9 protein-coding genes are annotated in these 16,331 nt (G+C 60.9%); 1 reads left to right on the forward strand and 8 read right to left on the reverse strand.

Annotated elements, in window-relative coordinates; all coding sequences use genetic code 11:
• Nucleotides 1-61: 61 nt before the first annotated feature.
• The 8 genes from D1223_RS04250 to D1223_RS04285 all read right to left on the reverse strand — a co-directional run bounded on the left by D1223_RS04250 (nt 62) and on the right by D1223_RS04285 (nt 13,928).
• Nucleotides 62-2,962: a TonB-dependent receptor domain-containing protein gene (locus D1223_RS04250; protein ID WP_233353032.1), complete on the reverse strand. Its 2,901-nt coding sequence runs from the start codon at nt 2,960-2,962 to the stop codon at nt 62-64.
• Nucleotides 2,963-3,453: 491 nt separating this feature from the next.
• Entirely contained in the window at nt 3,454-4,791 is a 1,338-nt protein-coding gene (locus D1223_RS04255; protein ID WP_119375141.1) for a spinster family MFS transporter, read from the reverse strand.
• The gene (locus D1223_RS04260) at nt 4,788-5,651 is read right to left on the reverse strand and encodes an alpha/beta fold hydrolase (protein ID WP_119375142.1); all 864 of its coding nucleotides are present in this window, start codon (nt 5,649-5,651) and stop codon (nt 4,788-4,790) included. The genes D1223_RS04255 and D1223_RS04260 overlap by 4 nt, the downstream gene beginning before the upstream one ends.
• Before the next feature lie 78 nt (nt 5,652-5,729).
• Entirely contained in the window at nt 5,730-8,057 is a 2,328-nt protein-coding gene (locus D1223_RS04265) for a TonB-dependent receptor (RefSeq protein ID WP_119375143.1), read from the reverse strand.
• Between the two features lie 145 nt (nt 8,058-8,202).
• A complete protein-coding gene (locus tag D1223_RS04270; protein WP_119375144.1) occupies nt 8,203-9,204 on the reverse strand; it encodes a helix-turn-helix domain-containing protein in 1,002 nt (333 codons plus the stop codon).
• 114 nt (nt 9,205-9,318) lie between these two features.
• The gene (locus D1223_RS04275; protein WP_119375145.1) at nt 9,319-10,350 is read right to left on the reverse strand and encodes a LacI family DNA-binding transcriptional regulator; all 1,032 of its coding nucleotides are present in this window, start codon (nt 10,348-10,350) and stop codon (nt 9,319-9,321) included.
• A gap of 14 nt (nt 10,351-10,364) precedes the next feature.
• Entirely contained in the window at nt 10,365-12,038 is a 1,674-nt protein-coding gene (locus D1223_RS04280) for an alpha-glucosidase family protein (RefSeq protein WP_119375277.1), read from the reverse strand.
• 15 nt (nt 12,039-12,053) lie between these two features.
• Complete coding sequence (locus D1223_RS04285; protein WP_119375146.1) at nt 12,054-13,928, reverse strand: alpha-amylase family glycosyl hydrolase; 1,875 nt, start codon at nt 13,926-13,928, stop codon at nt 12,054-12,056.
• Between the two features lie 259 nt (nt 13,929-14,187).
• Here D1223_RS04285 and D1223_RS04290 point away from each other — a divergent pair, with 259 nt between their 5' ends.
• On the forward strand, nt 14,188-16,284 hold the full coding sequence (locus tag D1223_RS04290; protein ID WP_233353033.1) for a glycoside hydrolase family 97 protein: 2,097 nt from the start codon (nt 14,188-14,190) through the stop codon (nt 16,282-16,284).
• Nucleotides 16,285-16,331 lie beyond the last annotated feature (47 nt).

Here is a 16,331-nt window from a genome sequence, read left to right on the forward strand (position 1 = left end):
CCGTCAAAAAGAAAGGCGGCGGACATTATGCCCGCCGCCCCTGATTTGTACTGTTGGCTACCTAGAAGCGCTTCGAGATGTTCAAGAAGACGCGGCGGCCGAGATAGTCGTACTGCGACACGATGAGCGAGTTGCCCGAGTCGGAGTCGGAGACAGCCGGCGGATGCTCGTCGAAGACGTTCGCCACACCGGCCCGGAAGGTCCAGTCATCAGCGTCGTACTGGGCCGAGAAGGTATGGTAGATGGTTTCTTCCGTGTACCACTTGTAGCGAACCGGAACGCCGTAAAGCGTGGACGCGAGGTCCTCGGAGTTGCGCTCGGTCTGGTCGGTGTCGCCGATATAGTCGATGCCCCAGAAGAAGCTCCACGGCGTCTCAGTGTCGAGGTTGAAGTTGACGTAACCCGTTGTCTTCGGCTCGCCGTATTCACCATTGGTATCTTCGACAGGGCTGTTTTCCAGCGTAACGCGATAGGCTTCGAGCTGGTGGGTAGCCTGTGCCTCAACGGTCAGGCGACCCCATTTTGTGTCGTGGCCGTAGCGTGCCGTGAAGTCCAGGCCTTCGCTTTTCTGCGATGCCACGTTGATGAACTGCGCGCGGACGTCCGTGATGCGGTTTGCATCGTTTGCGTCCGGAGCATTCCGGTCGAAACGGCTACACAGCGGATCGTTCGGGAAGCTCTGCGAAGTGTAACAGCCATCCAGAATCTGGGCGGCGGTCAGCGTCGTGATTTCGTCGTTGATCTCAATGTCGAAATAATCGATCGCAAAGCTCAGATCGATATAGGATGGTGTGTAGACGAAGCCCGCGCTGAAGTTGTCGGAGGTTTCCGGTTCCAGAAGGCCAAGGCCGCCGCCACGGAACAGGTTGGCCGTGATGGCGCCGCCAACGTAATCGTCGGGAATGCCGTCAGCCGCACAGTTCGCCTGGACGATGGCCGGCGTGCCCGCGTCACCCCAGTTGATACAAGGATCGATGAGGCCTTGGCGGACGAAGCTGGTTTCGTCTGCGAGATAAAGTTCGAAGAGCCCCGGTGCCCGGAAGGACGTACCCTGCGTGGCCCGTAGGCGGAACTCCGGCGTGATCTGCCAGTTGAGGGCGAGGCGGTAATTGTCACCAGTTTCATCGACCGTATTGATGTCCGTGATCCGGCCCGATGCCGCCAATGTCAGGCTTTCAACCAGCGGAAGGTCGGCCAGGATCGGCACTTCAAGCTCACCATAGAAGGCTGTCTGTTCCTGCTTACCCGTAGTGATGCCAGCCGATGAGGCACCCCAGGCGTTGCCTGCAAGCACAATATCAGACGGCGTGTCGGTGATTTCGTCCTCCTGATAGAGGAAGCCGATAGCGCCGCTCAGCGTGCCGGCCGGCAGTTCGAATAGCGGACCGGTAATATAGCCTTCGAGCGACGACTGGGTGTATTTGGTGTCGCCGGTTTCACGCGTGAACAGGAAGTCCTCGACCTCCTGGCTGTAATTGCCGCGAAGCAGCTCCGGATCGAACCACGGAACGTCAACACAAGGTGTTCCGGTGACCGAGGTCACGCCGCCATTGATGTCGGCGCAGAGCGACGTCTGGAAGTTGTAGTCGTAGATTGCGTCGCCGTAGATGAAGTCCTCAGTGTAATCGCCTTGAGAGTCGGAATACTGGTAGGCCAGATCCCAGCTGAAGCCATCGAGGAAGCCACCGAAGTCGCCACGCAGGCCAGCGACGTAACGTTGATACTCGACCACGACCTTTTCATCATTGCGGTCGGTGATGGCGGTGGGCGAGAACCACTGCAAGCCGGTCCAGCCTTGGGCCGACGGCTCAGGGTTCATACCGGAGCCGCCAAACAGGCCGCGGCTGTCTTCGCCATAGTGATAGGACCAGAACTGCGAGTAGCTGTCGTTGAAGGTCTCACGCCGGTTGTACAGCGCTTCGCCGTAGGCTGTGACATTGTCGGTCAGCTCGTACTCGCCCGAGAGCAGGAAGGTGATGCGCTCGACTTCCGGCTGCAGGGTTTCTGCATTCTGGAAGGGGTGATCGTAATCGACCAGGCCCCGCGCTTCGTCGCCAACGGTAATGCCGTCCCAGGCTGCAAGGCCATCGATGTCGTTCTGATCGTAGTAGATCGGATAGAAGCCGGACGGAACAGTCAGCTGGAACGGGTCTGTCGCTGCCGGATATTGCGGCAGGTATTGAGCAAGGAAGCCGTCATAATCGTACTGTGCGAGGTACGGGAAAGTGTCCGGTATGTTCGAATCCGCGCCCGCATAGTCATAGATCCAGACATGGCCCCAGAGCAGGTCACGGCACTGGAACTCGCCGGTGCGCGGATCGATGACGTCGGCCCGGCCACCGCCATTCGGGTTGAAGGCATAGGCTTCGCCGCAATCGAGATAGTCGCGGTCACCGCGGGCGAGCTTGCGGCTCTTGTAGTAGTCGGCGGTGCCGCGAATGCTGCCCTTGTCGAATGACTTGCCGTATGTCCCACTGAGGCGGAAGACTTCACCGCCGCCCTTCTCGGGCGTCGAGATGAAGCCATCAATGACGCCGCCATCATCCTTGCGCGTGATGATGTTGACGACGCCAGCGATGGCGTCAGACCCGTAAACGGCCGAAGCGCCGTCTTTCAGGATTTCAACACGCTCAACAGCGGCCAGCGGAATGGAGTTGAGGTCAAAGGCGGATACCGAGCCGCGCGTCCCGGATGGGCCGGCGCGGCGTCCATCGAGCAGGAACAGCGTCCGGTTGGCGCCGAGGCCGCGCAGCGAAAGTGTTTCAGCGCCCGTGCCGCCATTGCTGACGAAGGCACTGGAGACAGCGCCATTCACCTGGGCCGAGCCCGATGCGGCGGTCGAGGACTGCAGCAGTTGGGCGACGTCGGCGATACCTTCGATCTGCGCCTCGTCGGCCGTGAGGACGTCGATCGGTGCAGCTGGAGAATTCGTCGCGCGCAATGCGGGAACCGGTGACGACAACTTTGTCCTGGCGCGCTTCGTCGGCTGCCGGTTCTTCTTCAGCCGGAACGACGACAACGCTCTCGTCGGCTTCCTGTGCACTCGCATATCCGGCCGCCATGGCCATGCAAAGTGCTGTCGAGTGCATGAGACGCACCCCAAACTTCTTGGTGAACATGTTTTTACCCCTCTGACTATTGCCGGCCGATACGGAATCCTGCCGGCTACCCGAGTTTTATTGAGTTGAATTAACCCTGATTGACGCCTGTCACGCACCGTTCAGCGTCCAAAACTGCGCGTCAACATAAATTTGTACTTTTTGGGGCTATTCGAGTTACAGGTGTCGTATTTCTGACACGATGTGACTGTTTCCGGCGCATAGCGCCCCGCATTTCCTGTCCGTTCGACATGTATGATCTTCAAATCGGCGCATGAGACACCGGGATCGCCCGCGGCGCGGTGAAGCGCGGTGGGGCTGCCGCGCGGCCTGTATTGGAGAGCCTGGTCTCAGCTCAGCCAACTGCCTCGGTTTCGTGCACCGCGACATGCTCCGGCGGCGGTGAAGGCGTTCCAGCGGCCCGCTCGACATCCTTGCGATAAGTCCGACCGGCGAGCAGGAGGCAGACGATGCTCGCGGCATTGAAGGCAAGAATTACCTTGAGCGCCGAGGCCAGCGGGGCTGCGTTTCCGGCATCGAGGAACATGTCGCTAATCCGCCCGGCAATCCATGGCCCGCCGCCAATCCCGATCAGGGTCAGGCTGAACAGCGTGAACGCCGCTGCCACCGAGCGCATGCGGACTTTCACGAGTTCCTGCGTCGCCGTATAGGCGATCGAGGCATAGATCAGGCCGACGAAGCTTGGGATGATATTCCAGACATAGGCCATCTCGACGCTGCGCGCGCTGAGCATCATCCAGGCAAAGGGCAGGGCGGCGGCGCTGCACACGGCGATCATCCAGGGCCGCCAGCGCAGGTCCTTTGCCGAGAGCCGGTCACAGACCGCACCGAGGATCATCGCGCCCGCGCCGCCCACGCCGCCAATCAGCAGGCCAAGCGGCAGCGAGACCTGCGAGACGGTGACGTCGAACGTCCGCTGCAGATAGCTCGACGTGAACGCCACGAAGGCGTTGGCAGAGATACAGATCATCAGGCAGCCGGCGAGGATCAGCATATAGGATTGCTGGGTCAGCATGAATTTCAGCGTCTCGAGGAAACCCGGCGCGTCTTCGGTTGACTGGTAGGCGTCGGAAGACCCGCGCACCGGTTCGGTGATGGTGAAGCGCACCAGAAGCGCCAGTAACAGGCCGGGTATGCCAGCCGCGAAGAAGGCGGCGCGCCAGCCGAACTGGGCGTAGACAAAGGCGCCGAGGATATAGCCGACCATGATCCCGAAGCCGATGCCTGTCGTGTAAACGCCAAGGGCAAAGGCGCGCTGCTGCGGCGGATAGAGATCGGCGATCATGCTGGTGGCTGGCGGCGTGCCACCGGACTCGCCGATGCCGACTCCCATCCGCGCGAGGAAGAGGTGCCAGAAATTGTTTGCCAGCCCGGTCAGCGCCGTCATGCCCGACCAGATCGTCAGGGCCAGGGTGATGATGTTGCGCCGGTTGCCGCGGTCGGCCCACATTGCGACCGGAATGCCGAGCGTTGCGTAGAGCGCTGCGAAGGCGAGACCTGTCAGCAGGCCGATCTGCTCGTCAGATAGCCCGAACTCGGCCTTGATCGGTTCGATCACCGTGATCAGGATTTGCCGGTCGACATGGTTGAAGGTGTAGACCAGTGTCAGGACGATCAGCACCCAGGTCCGGCCGGCCAAGACGCCCTGATCCTTCGTCGATGTTGTATTCATGACTGGGTCTCTATCCGTTTGAGGAAGGCGCTGATGGCGCTGACGGCTGCCGGTTCGTCCAGCATCGGGGCATGTCCCCGCCCGGGAACGACGGCGAGCTCTGCATCCTTGTGGCGCTTGATCATGCGCGCGGCGATCTTCTGGGAAAGGATGTCGGACTCGCCGCCGCGCACGACGAGCAGCGGTATCTTCTTAAGGGATGAGAAGACCCGCCACATGACGATACGCGTCAGCAGGCCTGGCTTCGACTCCGCGAGCGAATTTGTGATCTCCGGATCGTAATCGAGTTCGAGCCTGCCATCCGGCTGCTGCTTCCATGTGCGCTTTGCGAAGGCCGACCAGTCGTCATCGCCATAGTCAGGAAAGGCGGCGCCCTGTGATGCCTTTGTCTTCGAAATCGCATCGCACCAGCTTTCGACTGGCTTGGGATCGCTCGCATAGGCCGCGATCCGTTCAAGGCCCGCGCGCTCGACAACCGGACCGACATCGTTGAGGACGATGCCGCTGAACCGGTTCGGCGCGGACTTGGCCATCAGCATCGCCATCAGCCCCCCCATGGACGTGCCGATGAGCGCCACGCGCTGCAGGTTTAGATGGTCGAGAAGGGTCAGCATGTCCCCGGCATAGACCATGGGCGTGTAGGTCTCTGCTTCCATGGTTCGATCTGACTGCCCGCGCCCGCGCACATCGACTGCGATGAAGCGGTAAGTCCCGCCCAGCGCCGCGATCATCGGTTCGAAATCCTTGTGGTTCCGGGTCAGCCCATGCATGCACAGGGCCGTCAGCGGCGCGTCCTCTGGGCCGTAGGACCTGGCATAAAGATCCAGTCCATCAGTCGATTTGTAGAAGATGTCGCTCATTGTCCTGGCCATTCGTCACAGGTCTGGACATGCACGGCACCTTTCGATGCCGCACATGTCCTTGGGAGGAAAGGCAGCCTAGAACTTGTAATCGACGCCTGCTGTCACCGTGCGCGGATCGCCGTAGAAGGCCGTCAGCGTACCCTCAAGGCCAAGCGGGGAGCCGATGGTCACGAAGTCGTAGCCGGCCACGATGTATTCCTCGTCGGTCAGGTTCTTGCCAGTCAGGTTGAAGCCCCAGCGGCCATCACCGGTTTCCCAGCGGATGCTGGCATCCCACAGCGTGAAGGCTTCCTGGTCGAGCGGTCCGGGCACTTCGAACTGACTGGAGTCGCCGCGATAGGAGAGCTGCGTGTTGAGCAGCAAGTTGCCGCCAGCAAACGGTGTGTCGTAGGAGATGCGGCCGTTGGCGGTCCAGTCCGGCGTGTTCTGAATGACGCGCTGATCGGCGACGTTGTTGCCGAAAGCATCGATGAACTCGTCATACTGGGCGTCTAGATAGCCGACCGACCAGCCAAGGTTCAGCAGGTCGCCCGACCTTGCCATGTCTTCGGCAACCGTGGCGGTGCCTTCGAACTCGACACCCCAGATGGTTGCGGCGCCGGCATTGGTCGTCACGCCGCTGAAGGAGTCGTTGATACCGTCGTCATCGGTATCGACACCGATCGAGCCGGGAACCTGAACGTCCTTATAGTCCGAATAGAAGGCTGCCAGGCTGTAGTTCACGCGTCCGTCAAGCTGGCTGGCCTTGTAGCCGACCTCGTAGGAGTCGACCTCTTCCGGGTCGAACTGCATGAAGGTGAATATTTCCTGTTCGGAAACGGTGCCGTCCTGGTCGAGGTCAGGGGCAGCCGAGGTCTGACCGCGCGGGTCGAAGGAGCCGCCTTTGAAACCCTGCGAGTAAGTCGCATAAAGGTTCATGTCAGGCGTGGGGTGATAGCTCACGGAAATGCGAGGGCTGAAATCGTCGAAATCGGCTTCGCCATTAAAGTCGGACGTCGTCGCGATGAGGATCGGATCGCCACCGAAGAATTCCGAGAAACCACCGATATAGGTGCGCCGCAGGACCTGAGACTTACGCGTGTCTTCAGTGTAGCGGCCCCCGAGAGACAGGGAAACCTTGTCCGTCAGATCGTATGTGAAGTCGCCGAAGATCGACCATGTTTCGGTCCCGACATCACCGAATGTCTGGGCGTTGAGGCCGGGCAGGTTCAGCAGGTCGCCCGTCGTGGCCAGCAGCACGTCGAACACGGTCGATGCATTGGCGTCGAGATAGTAAAAGCCAATGAGGCCTTCGAGCCGGTCGCCGGAATAGAGGAATTGAAGCTCTTCCGAGAACTGATCATTCTCGTAAATCGCCGGAACGTCCAAATCGGCTTCGGGAAGCGAGTCGAAATCGATCGGCGAGGTGCTCTCGTCTTCGCGGTAGGCGAGGATATTCTTGATCGTCCACTGATCATTCACGTCGAATTCCGCGATCAGCGAACCGCCATAGGCTTCCACGCGCTGTTCGATCACGTCCAGCCCGGCGCGCGTGTCGAAGACATCGCCGAGAACGGGGTAGGTGAAGGGCGGAAACTGGTCGTCGAGCAGCCGATGCCCCTGGCGGGCATTTGACTTGTCGAGTGAATAGTCGGCTGCGGCGCGCAGCTGGAAGCTGTCACTGACATCAACTTCTGCCGAGAGGCGGGCACCGAACAGCTTCTTGTTGTAGTTCTCCTCGCCGGTGATGATGTTCTCGCCGAAGCCATCGCGGTTGAAGCTCGCGACAGCGGCGCCCACGCGGAAACTGTCTGTGACGGGCAGCGAGGTGGTGATTACGCCATCCAGCTGATTGTAGCTGCCGGCCTTGAGATTGACTTCATAGGTGGGCTCATCGGTCAGGCCGCGCGTGACATATTTGACGGCGCCGCCAATCGTGTTTCGGCCGTATAGCGTGCCTTGCGGCCCGCGAAGGACTTCCACCCGTTCCACGTCATAGACATCGAGAACCGCGCCCTGCGGCCGGTTGAGGTACACATCGTCGACATAGATACCGACGCCCGCTTCGAAGCCGGCGACCGGATCCTGCTGGCCGACGCCGCGAATGAAGGCGCTGAGCGTGGTATTGGTGCCGCGCGAGACTTCCAGCGTGACGTTTGGCGTGATCTTGGCGATCTCGGTGAGGTCGGCCACGCCGAGATCGGCCAGCAGATCGCCGTCAAAGGCCGAAACCGACAGCGGAACATCGACGAGGTTTTCCTCGCGGCGCTGGGCGGTGACCTTCACGGCGGTAAAACGGCGCTGGGTTTCTGCGCCAGCATCGTCTTCGGCGGTGGCGTCCTGCGCGCTGGCGCCAAAGCCAGCCGTCAGGGCGATGGCCGATACCAAGCCAAGACGAAACGGATTCAGGGTGTAAGCTTTCATGTAGTTCCTCCCATCGGCGTCTGAGGCGCCGTCTCATGAATGACGCGAACTGCGCCCTATGCGGGAGAAACTCACTTGATGATGGCCATCTGCCAACGACATCAGCCGTCAAGCGGAGTGAACACTTTCGCTCACGCGGATGTGATCAGGATTGGCAAGCCTGCGCGAAAGCGGCCGGTGTCTGGCCTTTCCAGCGCTTGAAGGCGCGGTTGAAGGCGCGGATGTCTGAGTATTCGAGTTCTTCGGTTGTCCGCGCGACAGAACAGCCACGCCTCAGCATCGCTTCGGCCCGCCTTAAACGGGCGGTCAGGAGCAGCTGGCGGAAGTGGCTGCCCTCTTCGGAGAGGCGGCGGCGGAGGGTCGCCACGCTCATGTCGAGCCGGCGGGCGACGTCGGCCTGGCGGGTGATACCGTCATCGATGAGGTCCATGGTGCGGGTCGTGACGCTGCGCATGGCGCTATTGGTTTCACGGGCTTCCAGATAGCTGATCACGCGCGAGAATATGCCGTCGGCGCTGAGATCTACCTGGCCACGAATCTGGATGGGACGGCACGCCATGTCATAGTCGAACGAAAGCTCATAGGCATGGCTGCCATAGTCGATCGGAACCGACCAGAAACGGTTCTGGGGACGCATCGCGTCCCCGCGCTTGCGTTTCAGCCGGACACGCCGGAGCGCGGCTTCGGCAACGCCATTCGTGAGGCTGTCCAGAAGGCTGTGAATCTTGATCAGCAGGCAATCGCCGATCAGCTGCACGAAATCCGGATCGTCGTCGGACAGGTATGGAAAGCTTTCATCGTCGATGACGAGGCAGACCCGGTCGTCGCTAAAACGCAGCGAGTTGTAATTGTCGCCATGCATCATGTTGATGTGTTCGATCAACACTTCGACGGCCGAAAGCAGGGAGGTGGCCTGCTGCATCTGGGCGACCAGGAAGTGACCGGTCTTGAAGGTCAGCTTGCGTTTGGACAGCACGGCTGTCAGGTCGTCGGAGGCGACGGCGATGTCGCGCTGGATGCGGAAATAGTCTGCAATCGGAATGCGCCCGTCCACCCCGTCTGACAGGCCCCGTAGGTCGATTCCCTTCTCCGACGCGGCGTCAAGCAGCGGCTTCAATTCTGACAGCAGGATCGATGCATTCGACATGGCGATTCCCGGACAAGCTAGCTTTATATCGAAGGCAAGTGTGCCATAGCATCAGGTTTCTTGCCAATCTCGATGCGCCGTTGCTGCGGGTATCGCGCCGGAGCCGTGTCCGCGTCAGGCGCCGCAGGACTCGCGTACGATCAGCTCGGTCGGCGAGCGTTCGGAGCGGCGCGATCCGCCTTGTGAGTCGATCAGTTTCGAGACCAGCAAACGGCCGGATTTTACTGTGTCCTGAGAGATGGTCGTCAGCGCCGGGCGCGTGAGCCGGCTAAAAGGAACGTTGTCGTATCCCACCACCGATACGTCTTGCGGCACGCGCCGTCCCGAGGCCTCGATGGCGCGGATGGCACCCAGCGCGATGAGGTCGCTGGCCGCGACGATCCCGTTAAAATCCATGCCCCGCTCGATCAGGCTGTGAACGGCCGCTTCTGCGGACTCGACCTCGAAATGGACCGGCAGGTACCAGTCGGGGCGCGCCTCGATACCGGCCTGGTCCAGCGCTTCGAGATAGCCCTTGTAACGTTGCATGGCTTCCGGCGCTTCGGTATCGCCAAGGAACAGGATCTTGTCCCGCCCGAGCCGGGTGAGGTGCGCCGTCGCCCGCCACCCACCGCGTGGATTGTCGCTGCCGATCGAGCAATAGGCCTGCTCGGGCAGTTCCGCGCCCCAGACGACAAAACGGCTGTCCTTCATCGCCAGCTTGTTGAATTCCAGATGCAGCGAGCTCTGGCCGATGAAGATAACGCCATCGGCGCGGCTTGTGCTCATTGCGAAAGCGAGATCGTCATAGGTGGTCGGCGTGATGTGGCTCATCAGGACATCGCAATTCCGGTCGCGCGCAGCTTCAGCCACCCCTGCCAGCAGTTCGAAGAAGAAGGGATCGTAGATATGCCCGTCGCGCGCCTGCGGTTCGGGCACGACGACAGCGATCGTCGCTTCGGCCCCGATCGGGCCGGCCGGCATGCGCTGGCGAAAAGGATAGTCAAGCTCGCGGGCGAGTTCCCAGATCTTCTGCTTGGTGCGCCGATTGATCGCCGGGCTGTCGTTCAGCGCACGCGAGATGGTCGAGATCGAAACGCCGGCGCGCTCGGCCAGGTCCTCCAGGCGGGTCGTCCGCTTTTCTGGTTGGTTCGAATTCTTGGCCATCGTGCCGGGTTTCCTCAGTTTTCGTGCGCTTGCCCGACGGCCCAGTAGCCGCTCCAGGGCTCGAGCTGTCCGGGCACGGACGGCTTATCTACGGCGCTGCCGCGTTCGTGTGCAACCACCGCAAGTGCGTTACCCTCCGGCGGCATATAGCGGCGGATGGTGTCACTGACGTTAAAGACGCAGAGAACAGTCTGACTCTCAAGCGTTCGCTCGAAGGCGATGACCCCTTCCGGCGCGTCGAGAAAGCGCAGGCTGCCGAGCCGCAGGGCCGGCCATTTGCGCCGCTCCGCAATCAGGGAGCGGGTCACGTTCAGGCTGGAGCCGGGGTCGGCCTCCTGGAGGTCGGCCGAAAGCGGCACATGGCCGGGATCAACCGGCAGCCATGGCTCACCCGCCGAGAAGCCGGCATGCGGCTTGTCCGCTTCCCATGGGATCGGCGTGCGCGCACCGTCCCGTCCGAGCGTGCGCGGCCAGTTGGCGATCGCTTCGGGATCCTTGAGGTGCTCGAAGGGTACGTTCGCCTGAGGCAAGCCGAGCTCCTCGCCCTGGTAGATGAAAGCATTGCCGCGCAGGGCGAGCAGGAGCAGAAGCAGGAGGTCAGCAGCCTGCTTGCGGTCGCCGGCGGCGGCCCAGCGGCTGACGGCACGCGGGGCGTCATGGTTCGAGAAGGCCCAGCTCGGCCATCCCTCCGAACCGGTGCCTGTCCACTGGTTCAGCGAGCGTGCCACACGGTCGGGCGAGAGGCTCTTGGCATAGAGAAAGTCAAAGCTGTAGGCGGAGTTCAGCCGGCTGTCGCCCTCGGTGAACCGCTTCATTTCATCGATCGGGTCCGGGCCGCCGATTTCGGCCACGGTGAACTTGCCGTCATAGGTGTCGAGCAGGGCGCGGATACGCTCCAGGAAAGCCGGGACCTCGGGCTGCGACATCGAATAGATGTGGCGCTGCATGTCGAATGGCCGGGTCACAAGGTCCATCGGCAGGCCGGACGGCGGATTGTCCCGCAGTTGCCGGTCATGCATGGCAAAGTTGATCGCATCCAGCCGGAAGCCGTCGACGCCGCGATCCAGCCAGAACTTCGCCGCCGCGAGCAAGGCGTCCTGAACCTCCGGATTATGGACATTCAGGTCGGGTTGTGAGGGCAGGAAGTTATGGAAGTAGTATTGCTGTCGCCGCGCATCCCATTTCCATGACGTGCCGCCGAACACGGACTGCCAGTTGTTCGGCGGGGATCCGTCTTCTTTGGGGTCTGCCCAGACATACCAGTCGGCCTTGGGGTTTGTCCGGCTCTCCCGGCTTTCGGTGAACCAGGCATGCTCGTCCGATGTGTGGGAATAGACCTGGTCGATGATCACCTTCAGGCCGAGCGCATGTGCCCGTTCGACAAGCCGGTCGAAATCCTCCAGCGAACCGAACATCTGGTCGACATCGCAATAGTCCGAGACGTCGTAGCCATAATCCTTCATCGGCGACTTGAAGAAGGGCGAGAGCCAGACAGCATCCACACCCAATGAGGCAATGTGGTCCAGCCGCTTGATGATGCCTTTCAGGTCACCAATGCCGTCGCCGGTCGTATCCTGGAAGCTGCGTGGATAGATCTGATAGATGATCGCCCCCTTCCACCAGGGGGCGTTCAACGTATCGCGTTCGGATGGACGGCGCGCGAGCGCATTGTCTGGACATTCACTCATTTCAATACTCATGGATTAGCCCTGCTCACTGTAGCAAACTAGGAAGTCGAGCGGGGCAACTGTTATCGGATAGCTCCCGGGCGAAGACGCGGCAGGGGCGCAATCTCCGTGCAGCGAGGCCCACTCAGCGGACAGGCCTGATACCGAAAGGTTCAGCGTGCGCGCCTCTTCGTCGGCGTTGAAGACGATAAGGTATTCTCGCGTGCGGTCTTCATTGAAGCGGGACATGGCAAACAGGCCGCCCTCTTCGTCAGAGTGGCGGATCACCTGCTTGCCGCGGCGCAGGGCAGGGTGCGCCATGCGGGTCGCGGCCATTTCAGCGATGGCGCTAAAAAGCGGATGCCGGGTGTCGAAGTTCACATCACCCGTCGTGGCCTGCGTGCCGACGAGATCATTGTCGTTGTAATCGGCAACCTGGCTCTCGAACATGTTCTCGCGCGCGGCTCGGTCATGGCCATCGGAAACGAAGCCCTGCTCGTCGCCATAGTAGATGGTCGGCACGCCGCGTGAGAAGATCAGCATGGCATGGGCAAGCTTCAGGCGGGCGAGCATCTCCTCATCCGTCATGTCCGGATCTGCCTCACGCAGGAAACCGGCAAAGCGGCCCATATCGTGATTGCCGAGAAAGGTCGGCAGGATGGCAGCTGTCTCCAGGCCGTCGGCATAGGAATGATCGACTTCGAACAGCTCTTCCAGCCGCCGCGCCGGCGCGCCGTTGACGACAATGTCCTGCAGGACGCTCTGCAGGGCGAAGTCGAGCACGGAGGTCAGCCTGTCACGCGTCGTATAGGCGGAGAGGCGCCCGGCATCGAACTCGTACACTTCGCCGAAGACGTGGAAGTGATGGATGCCAAGGCTCCTGGCATGCGCCTCCATGGCGGGCACGAAAGCCTGCCAGAATTCCGGGTTCACATGTTTGGCGGTGTCGATGCGGAAACCATCGACGCGGTAGTCGGTGATCCACTGCTTGTAGATGTCGATGAAGCCTGCCACGACGCGGGGGTCCTCGGTCATCAGGTCGTCGAGGCCTGCGAAATCCCCGAACCGCGAGCTCTCGCCCTCAAAGGCGGAATTGCCGCGATTGTGGTAGTAGATTGGATCGTTCAGCCAGGCGGGCGTTTTCGCTGATGCTTCATTCGCCGGCACAAAGGGATGGTAGGCCCAGTCCGGATTGTCGAGGGCTTTGAAGTTTTCCGCGGTTTGATACGCCGCATCGCTGCCCAGGAAACCTTCATTGATGACCGGGCCATCCGGACCGCCTTCGGTCGTCCATGGATAGGCGCCCTTGCTGCGGTAGACGCAGCCCTCTTCACCCACTTCATCGCCCGGCGCAGCGGTCTCGCTGCATTCGCGGTACTGGATTACATCGGCCGTGTGGTTGGTGATGATGTCCATGTACACCTTCATGCCGCGGGCATGGGCCGCCTCGACAAAAGCCTTGAAGTCCTCCCGTGTGCCGAGATGCGGATCGACATTGGTGAAGTCGGTAATCCAGTAGCCATGATAGGCAGCACTCTCGAGGCCGGGCGGGCCCTGCACGGGTTTGTTCTCGAAGATTGGCGTCAGCCAGATCGCGGTCGCGCCGAGCGCCTCGATATAGTCTAGCCGGCTGGTCAGGCCTTTCAGGTCGCCACCGTGATAGAAGCCATTATCGGTCGGGTCGAAGCCATGGTCCAGCCGATCTCCGGAAATGCCGCCTCTGTCGTTTGACGGATCGCCATTCTCGAACCGGTCCGGCATGACGAAATAGATGATCTCGTCCTGGGGCAGGCGATCCTCCAATGGCGGCAAGGGCTTGGCATCCGGGGCCTGAGCCAGGCTGGTGCAGCCGGCTGCGGCGAGCAGCGTGGCGAGGACTCCGGCGCGCAGGTATGCGGATGTTCTGGTCATGGGGGCGCTCCCTCTTTGCTGCGGATGTTCTTTTGTCTATTTCCGCAAACTTTTGCATTGGTAGCATGCGAGTTAATTCACGCAAGATGCTATCCGCAAAATCTTTGAAAAACCTTTTAAGATTGGGGTTTTTGGGGATTGGAAAGCGTGCCCCCAATGGCGTTCCCGATTCGTGTTTTTGAAAAATTTGAATTGACTTGCAAAAGTTTGCAATACAGTCTGGGGTCTATAAAAGACGGCCAAACGGGAGGGTCACACCATGAAAACAACGCGCATCGCATCCGCATTTTCCATGGCTCTGATGGCTGGTGCCGCGATCGCGTGCGCGGCTCCGCAAGCCTTCGTCGCCCAGGCGCAGGCACCGGACGCGGTCGCTCCCTCTGAGGTTTTCACCGTCAGCTCTCCGGATGGGCGCACGCGCGTCGAGGTCACGGCCCGCGATGGCCAGCCTGTCTATTCGGTCGAGCGCGATGGGAAGACGATTGTCGGTGTCTCGAAATTGGGTCTGCGCTTTGCCGAAGGCGCCGATCTTGACCGGGGCTTTTCGGCTGTATCGGCCAACCGGGCGGTCGTCGATACGCAATGGTCCCAGCCTTGGGGTGAGCGGACCATCGTTCAGGACCGGCACGAGGAGGTTTCCGTGCGGTTTGCCTCGACAAGCGGTCCGGAGCGGGCGTTTACCCTTCGGGTTCGCGTATTCGATGAGGGGGTCGCTTTCCGTTACGAAGTGCCGGACATGGGAGAGCGCGCTCTGGTGGACGAAATCACGGAATTCGCCGTCGATCCTGATGCGATGTCCTGGTGGACGCCGGCAGGCGAGTTCAACCGGTACGAATATATCTACAAGACCACGCCGGTGCGCGACATGTACCGGGTTCATACCCCTTTTACACTGAAAATGGACTCTGGTGAGACCGCCGGTCCATACGTCGCGATCCACGAAGCCGCCCTGATCGACTATGCCGGGATGTGGCTGGACCAGCGCCGGGCCGGTATACTGGAGGCTGAGCTCGCTCCGCGCCATGACGGGGTCAAGGTGCGGGTCAGCGGCGCTTTCAATACGCCCTGGCGGGTGATCCAGATCGGCGATACGGCCGCCGACCTGGTCAACGGCTCCGACATCTACCTCAACCTCAATGAGCCGAACACGCTTGGTGATGTCTCCTATTTCACGCCCGGCAAATATGTCGGGATCTGGTGGGGCATGCACATCAACAAGTACACTTGGGGCTCAGGCCCCAAGCATGGCGCGACAACGGAAAACACCAAGCAGTATATAGACTTCGCCGCTGAGAATGGCTTCTCCGGCGTGCTGGTCGAGGGGTGGAACATTGGTTGGGACGGAGACTGGTTCAGCAATGGCGACCTGTTCCGTTTTGCTGAGCCCTATCCGGATTTCGACATTGAAGCACTGTCGGATTATGCCGCCTCGAGAGGCGTGGAGCTGATTGGCCACCACGAAACCTCAGCCAATATCGCAAACTATGAAGCCCAGCTCGAAGACGCGTTCGAGCTCTACCGGGAAAATGGCTATTCCACCGTCAAGACAGGCTATGTCGCCGATGCGAGCGACCTCGTCTTTCATGATGATGAGGGCATTCGCCGCTATGGCTGGCATGACGGGCAGGAGCGGGTCGTCCATGACCTCAAGGTTCTGAAAAAGGCGCATGAATATGGCCTCGCGATCAACGCTCATGAGCCAGTCAAGGATACCGGCCTTCGCCGCACCTATCCGAATGCGGTCAGCCGCGAGGGCGCCCGAGGCATGGAGTTCAACGCCTGGGGTACGCCGCCCAACCCGCCAGAGCACACGGCGATCCTTCCCTTTACCCGCCTGCTCGCCGGTCCGATGGATTTCACGCCAGGCATCTTCGACCTGATGCCGAATGGCGAGGATGACCAGAACCGCGTGCAGACGACGCTTGCCAAGCAGCTCGCCCTCTATGTGGTCATCTACAGTCCGGTGCAGATGGCCGCTGACCTGCCGGAAAACTATGAGGCAAATCCCGAGCCCTTCCAGTTCATCAAGGATGTGCCCGCGGACTGGGAGCAATCCATTGCGCTGGATGGAGAGGTTGGCGATTTCATCGTCCAGGCCCGCAAGGATAGCAATTCCGACAACTGGTATGTCGGTGCATTGACCGATGAGGAGGCGCGCACGGTCAGCATTCCGCTCGGCTTTCTCGACAAGGGGCGTGCCTATACAGCTGAGATCTATCGTGACGGACCGGACGCCGACTGGAAGACGAATCCTTACGCGATCACGCTCGAGACGCGCGATGTGACGGCGTCCGACATCATCGAAATTCCGCTCGCCACGTCGGGCGGAGCGGCTATCCGGCTGATTGCTGAATAGGCTGCCAGAAAAACACTATGGTGCCCGCGCGCCCAAATAGAACAATG

The sequence above is a fragment of the Henriciella mobilis genome (assembly GCF_003576285.1).
In the GTDB taxonomy this organism is placed as follows: Bacteria; Pseudomonadota; Alphaproteobacteria; order Caulobacterales; family Hyphomonadaceae; genus Henriciella; species Henriciella mobilis.

Excerpts from the sequence above, each read along its gene's own strand:
- D1223_RS04255 (WP_119375141.1), bottom strand. The coding sequence starts at position 4,791 with ATGAATACAACATCGACGAAGGATCAGGGCGTCTTGGCCGGCCGGACC.
- D1223_RS04280 (WP_119375277.1), bottom strand. The coding sequence starts at position 12,038 with ATGAGTGAATGTCCAGACAATGCGCTCGCGCGCCGTCCATCCGAACGC.
- D1223_RS04290 (WP_233353033.1), top strand. The coding sequence starts at position 14,188 with ATGAAAACAACGCGCATCGCATCCGCATTTTCCATGGCTCTGATGGCT.
- D1223_RS04265 (WP_119375143.1), bottom strand. The coding sequence starts at position 8,057 with ATGAAAGCTTACACCCTGAATCCGTTTCGTCTTGGCTTGGTATCGGCC.
- D1223_RS04275 (WP_119375145.1), bottom strand. The coding sequence starts at position 10,350 with ATGGCCAAGAATTCGAACCAACCAGAAAAGCGGACGACCCGCCTGGAG.
- D1223_RS04270 (WP_119375144.1), bottom strand. The coding sequence starts at position 9,204 with ATGTCGAATGCATCGATCCTGCTGTCAGAATTGAAGCCGCTGCTTGAC.
- D1223_RS04260 (WP_119375142.1), bottom strand. The coding sequence starts at position 5,651 with ATGAGCGACATCTTCTACAAATCGACTGATGGACTGGATCTTTATGCC.
- D1223_RS04285 (WP_119375146.1), bottom strand. The coding sequence starts at position 13,928 with ATGACCAGAACATCCGCATACCTGCGCGCCGGAGTCCTCGCCACGCTG.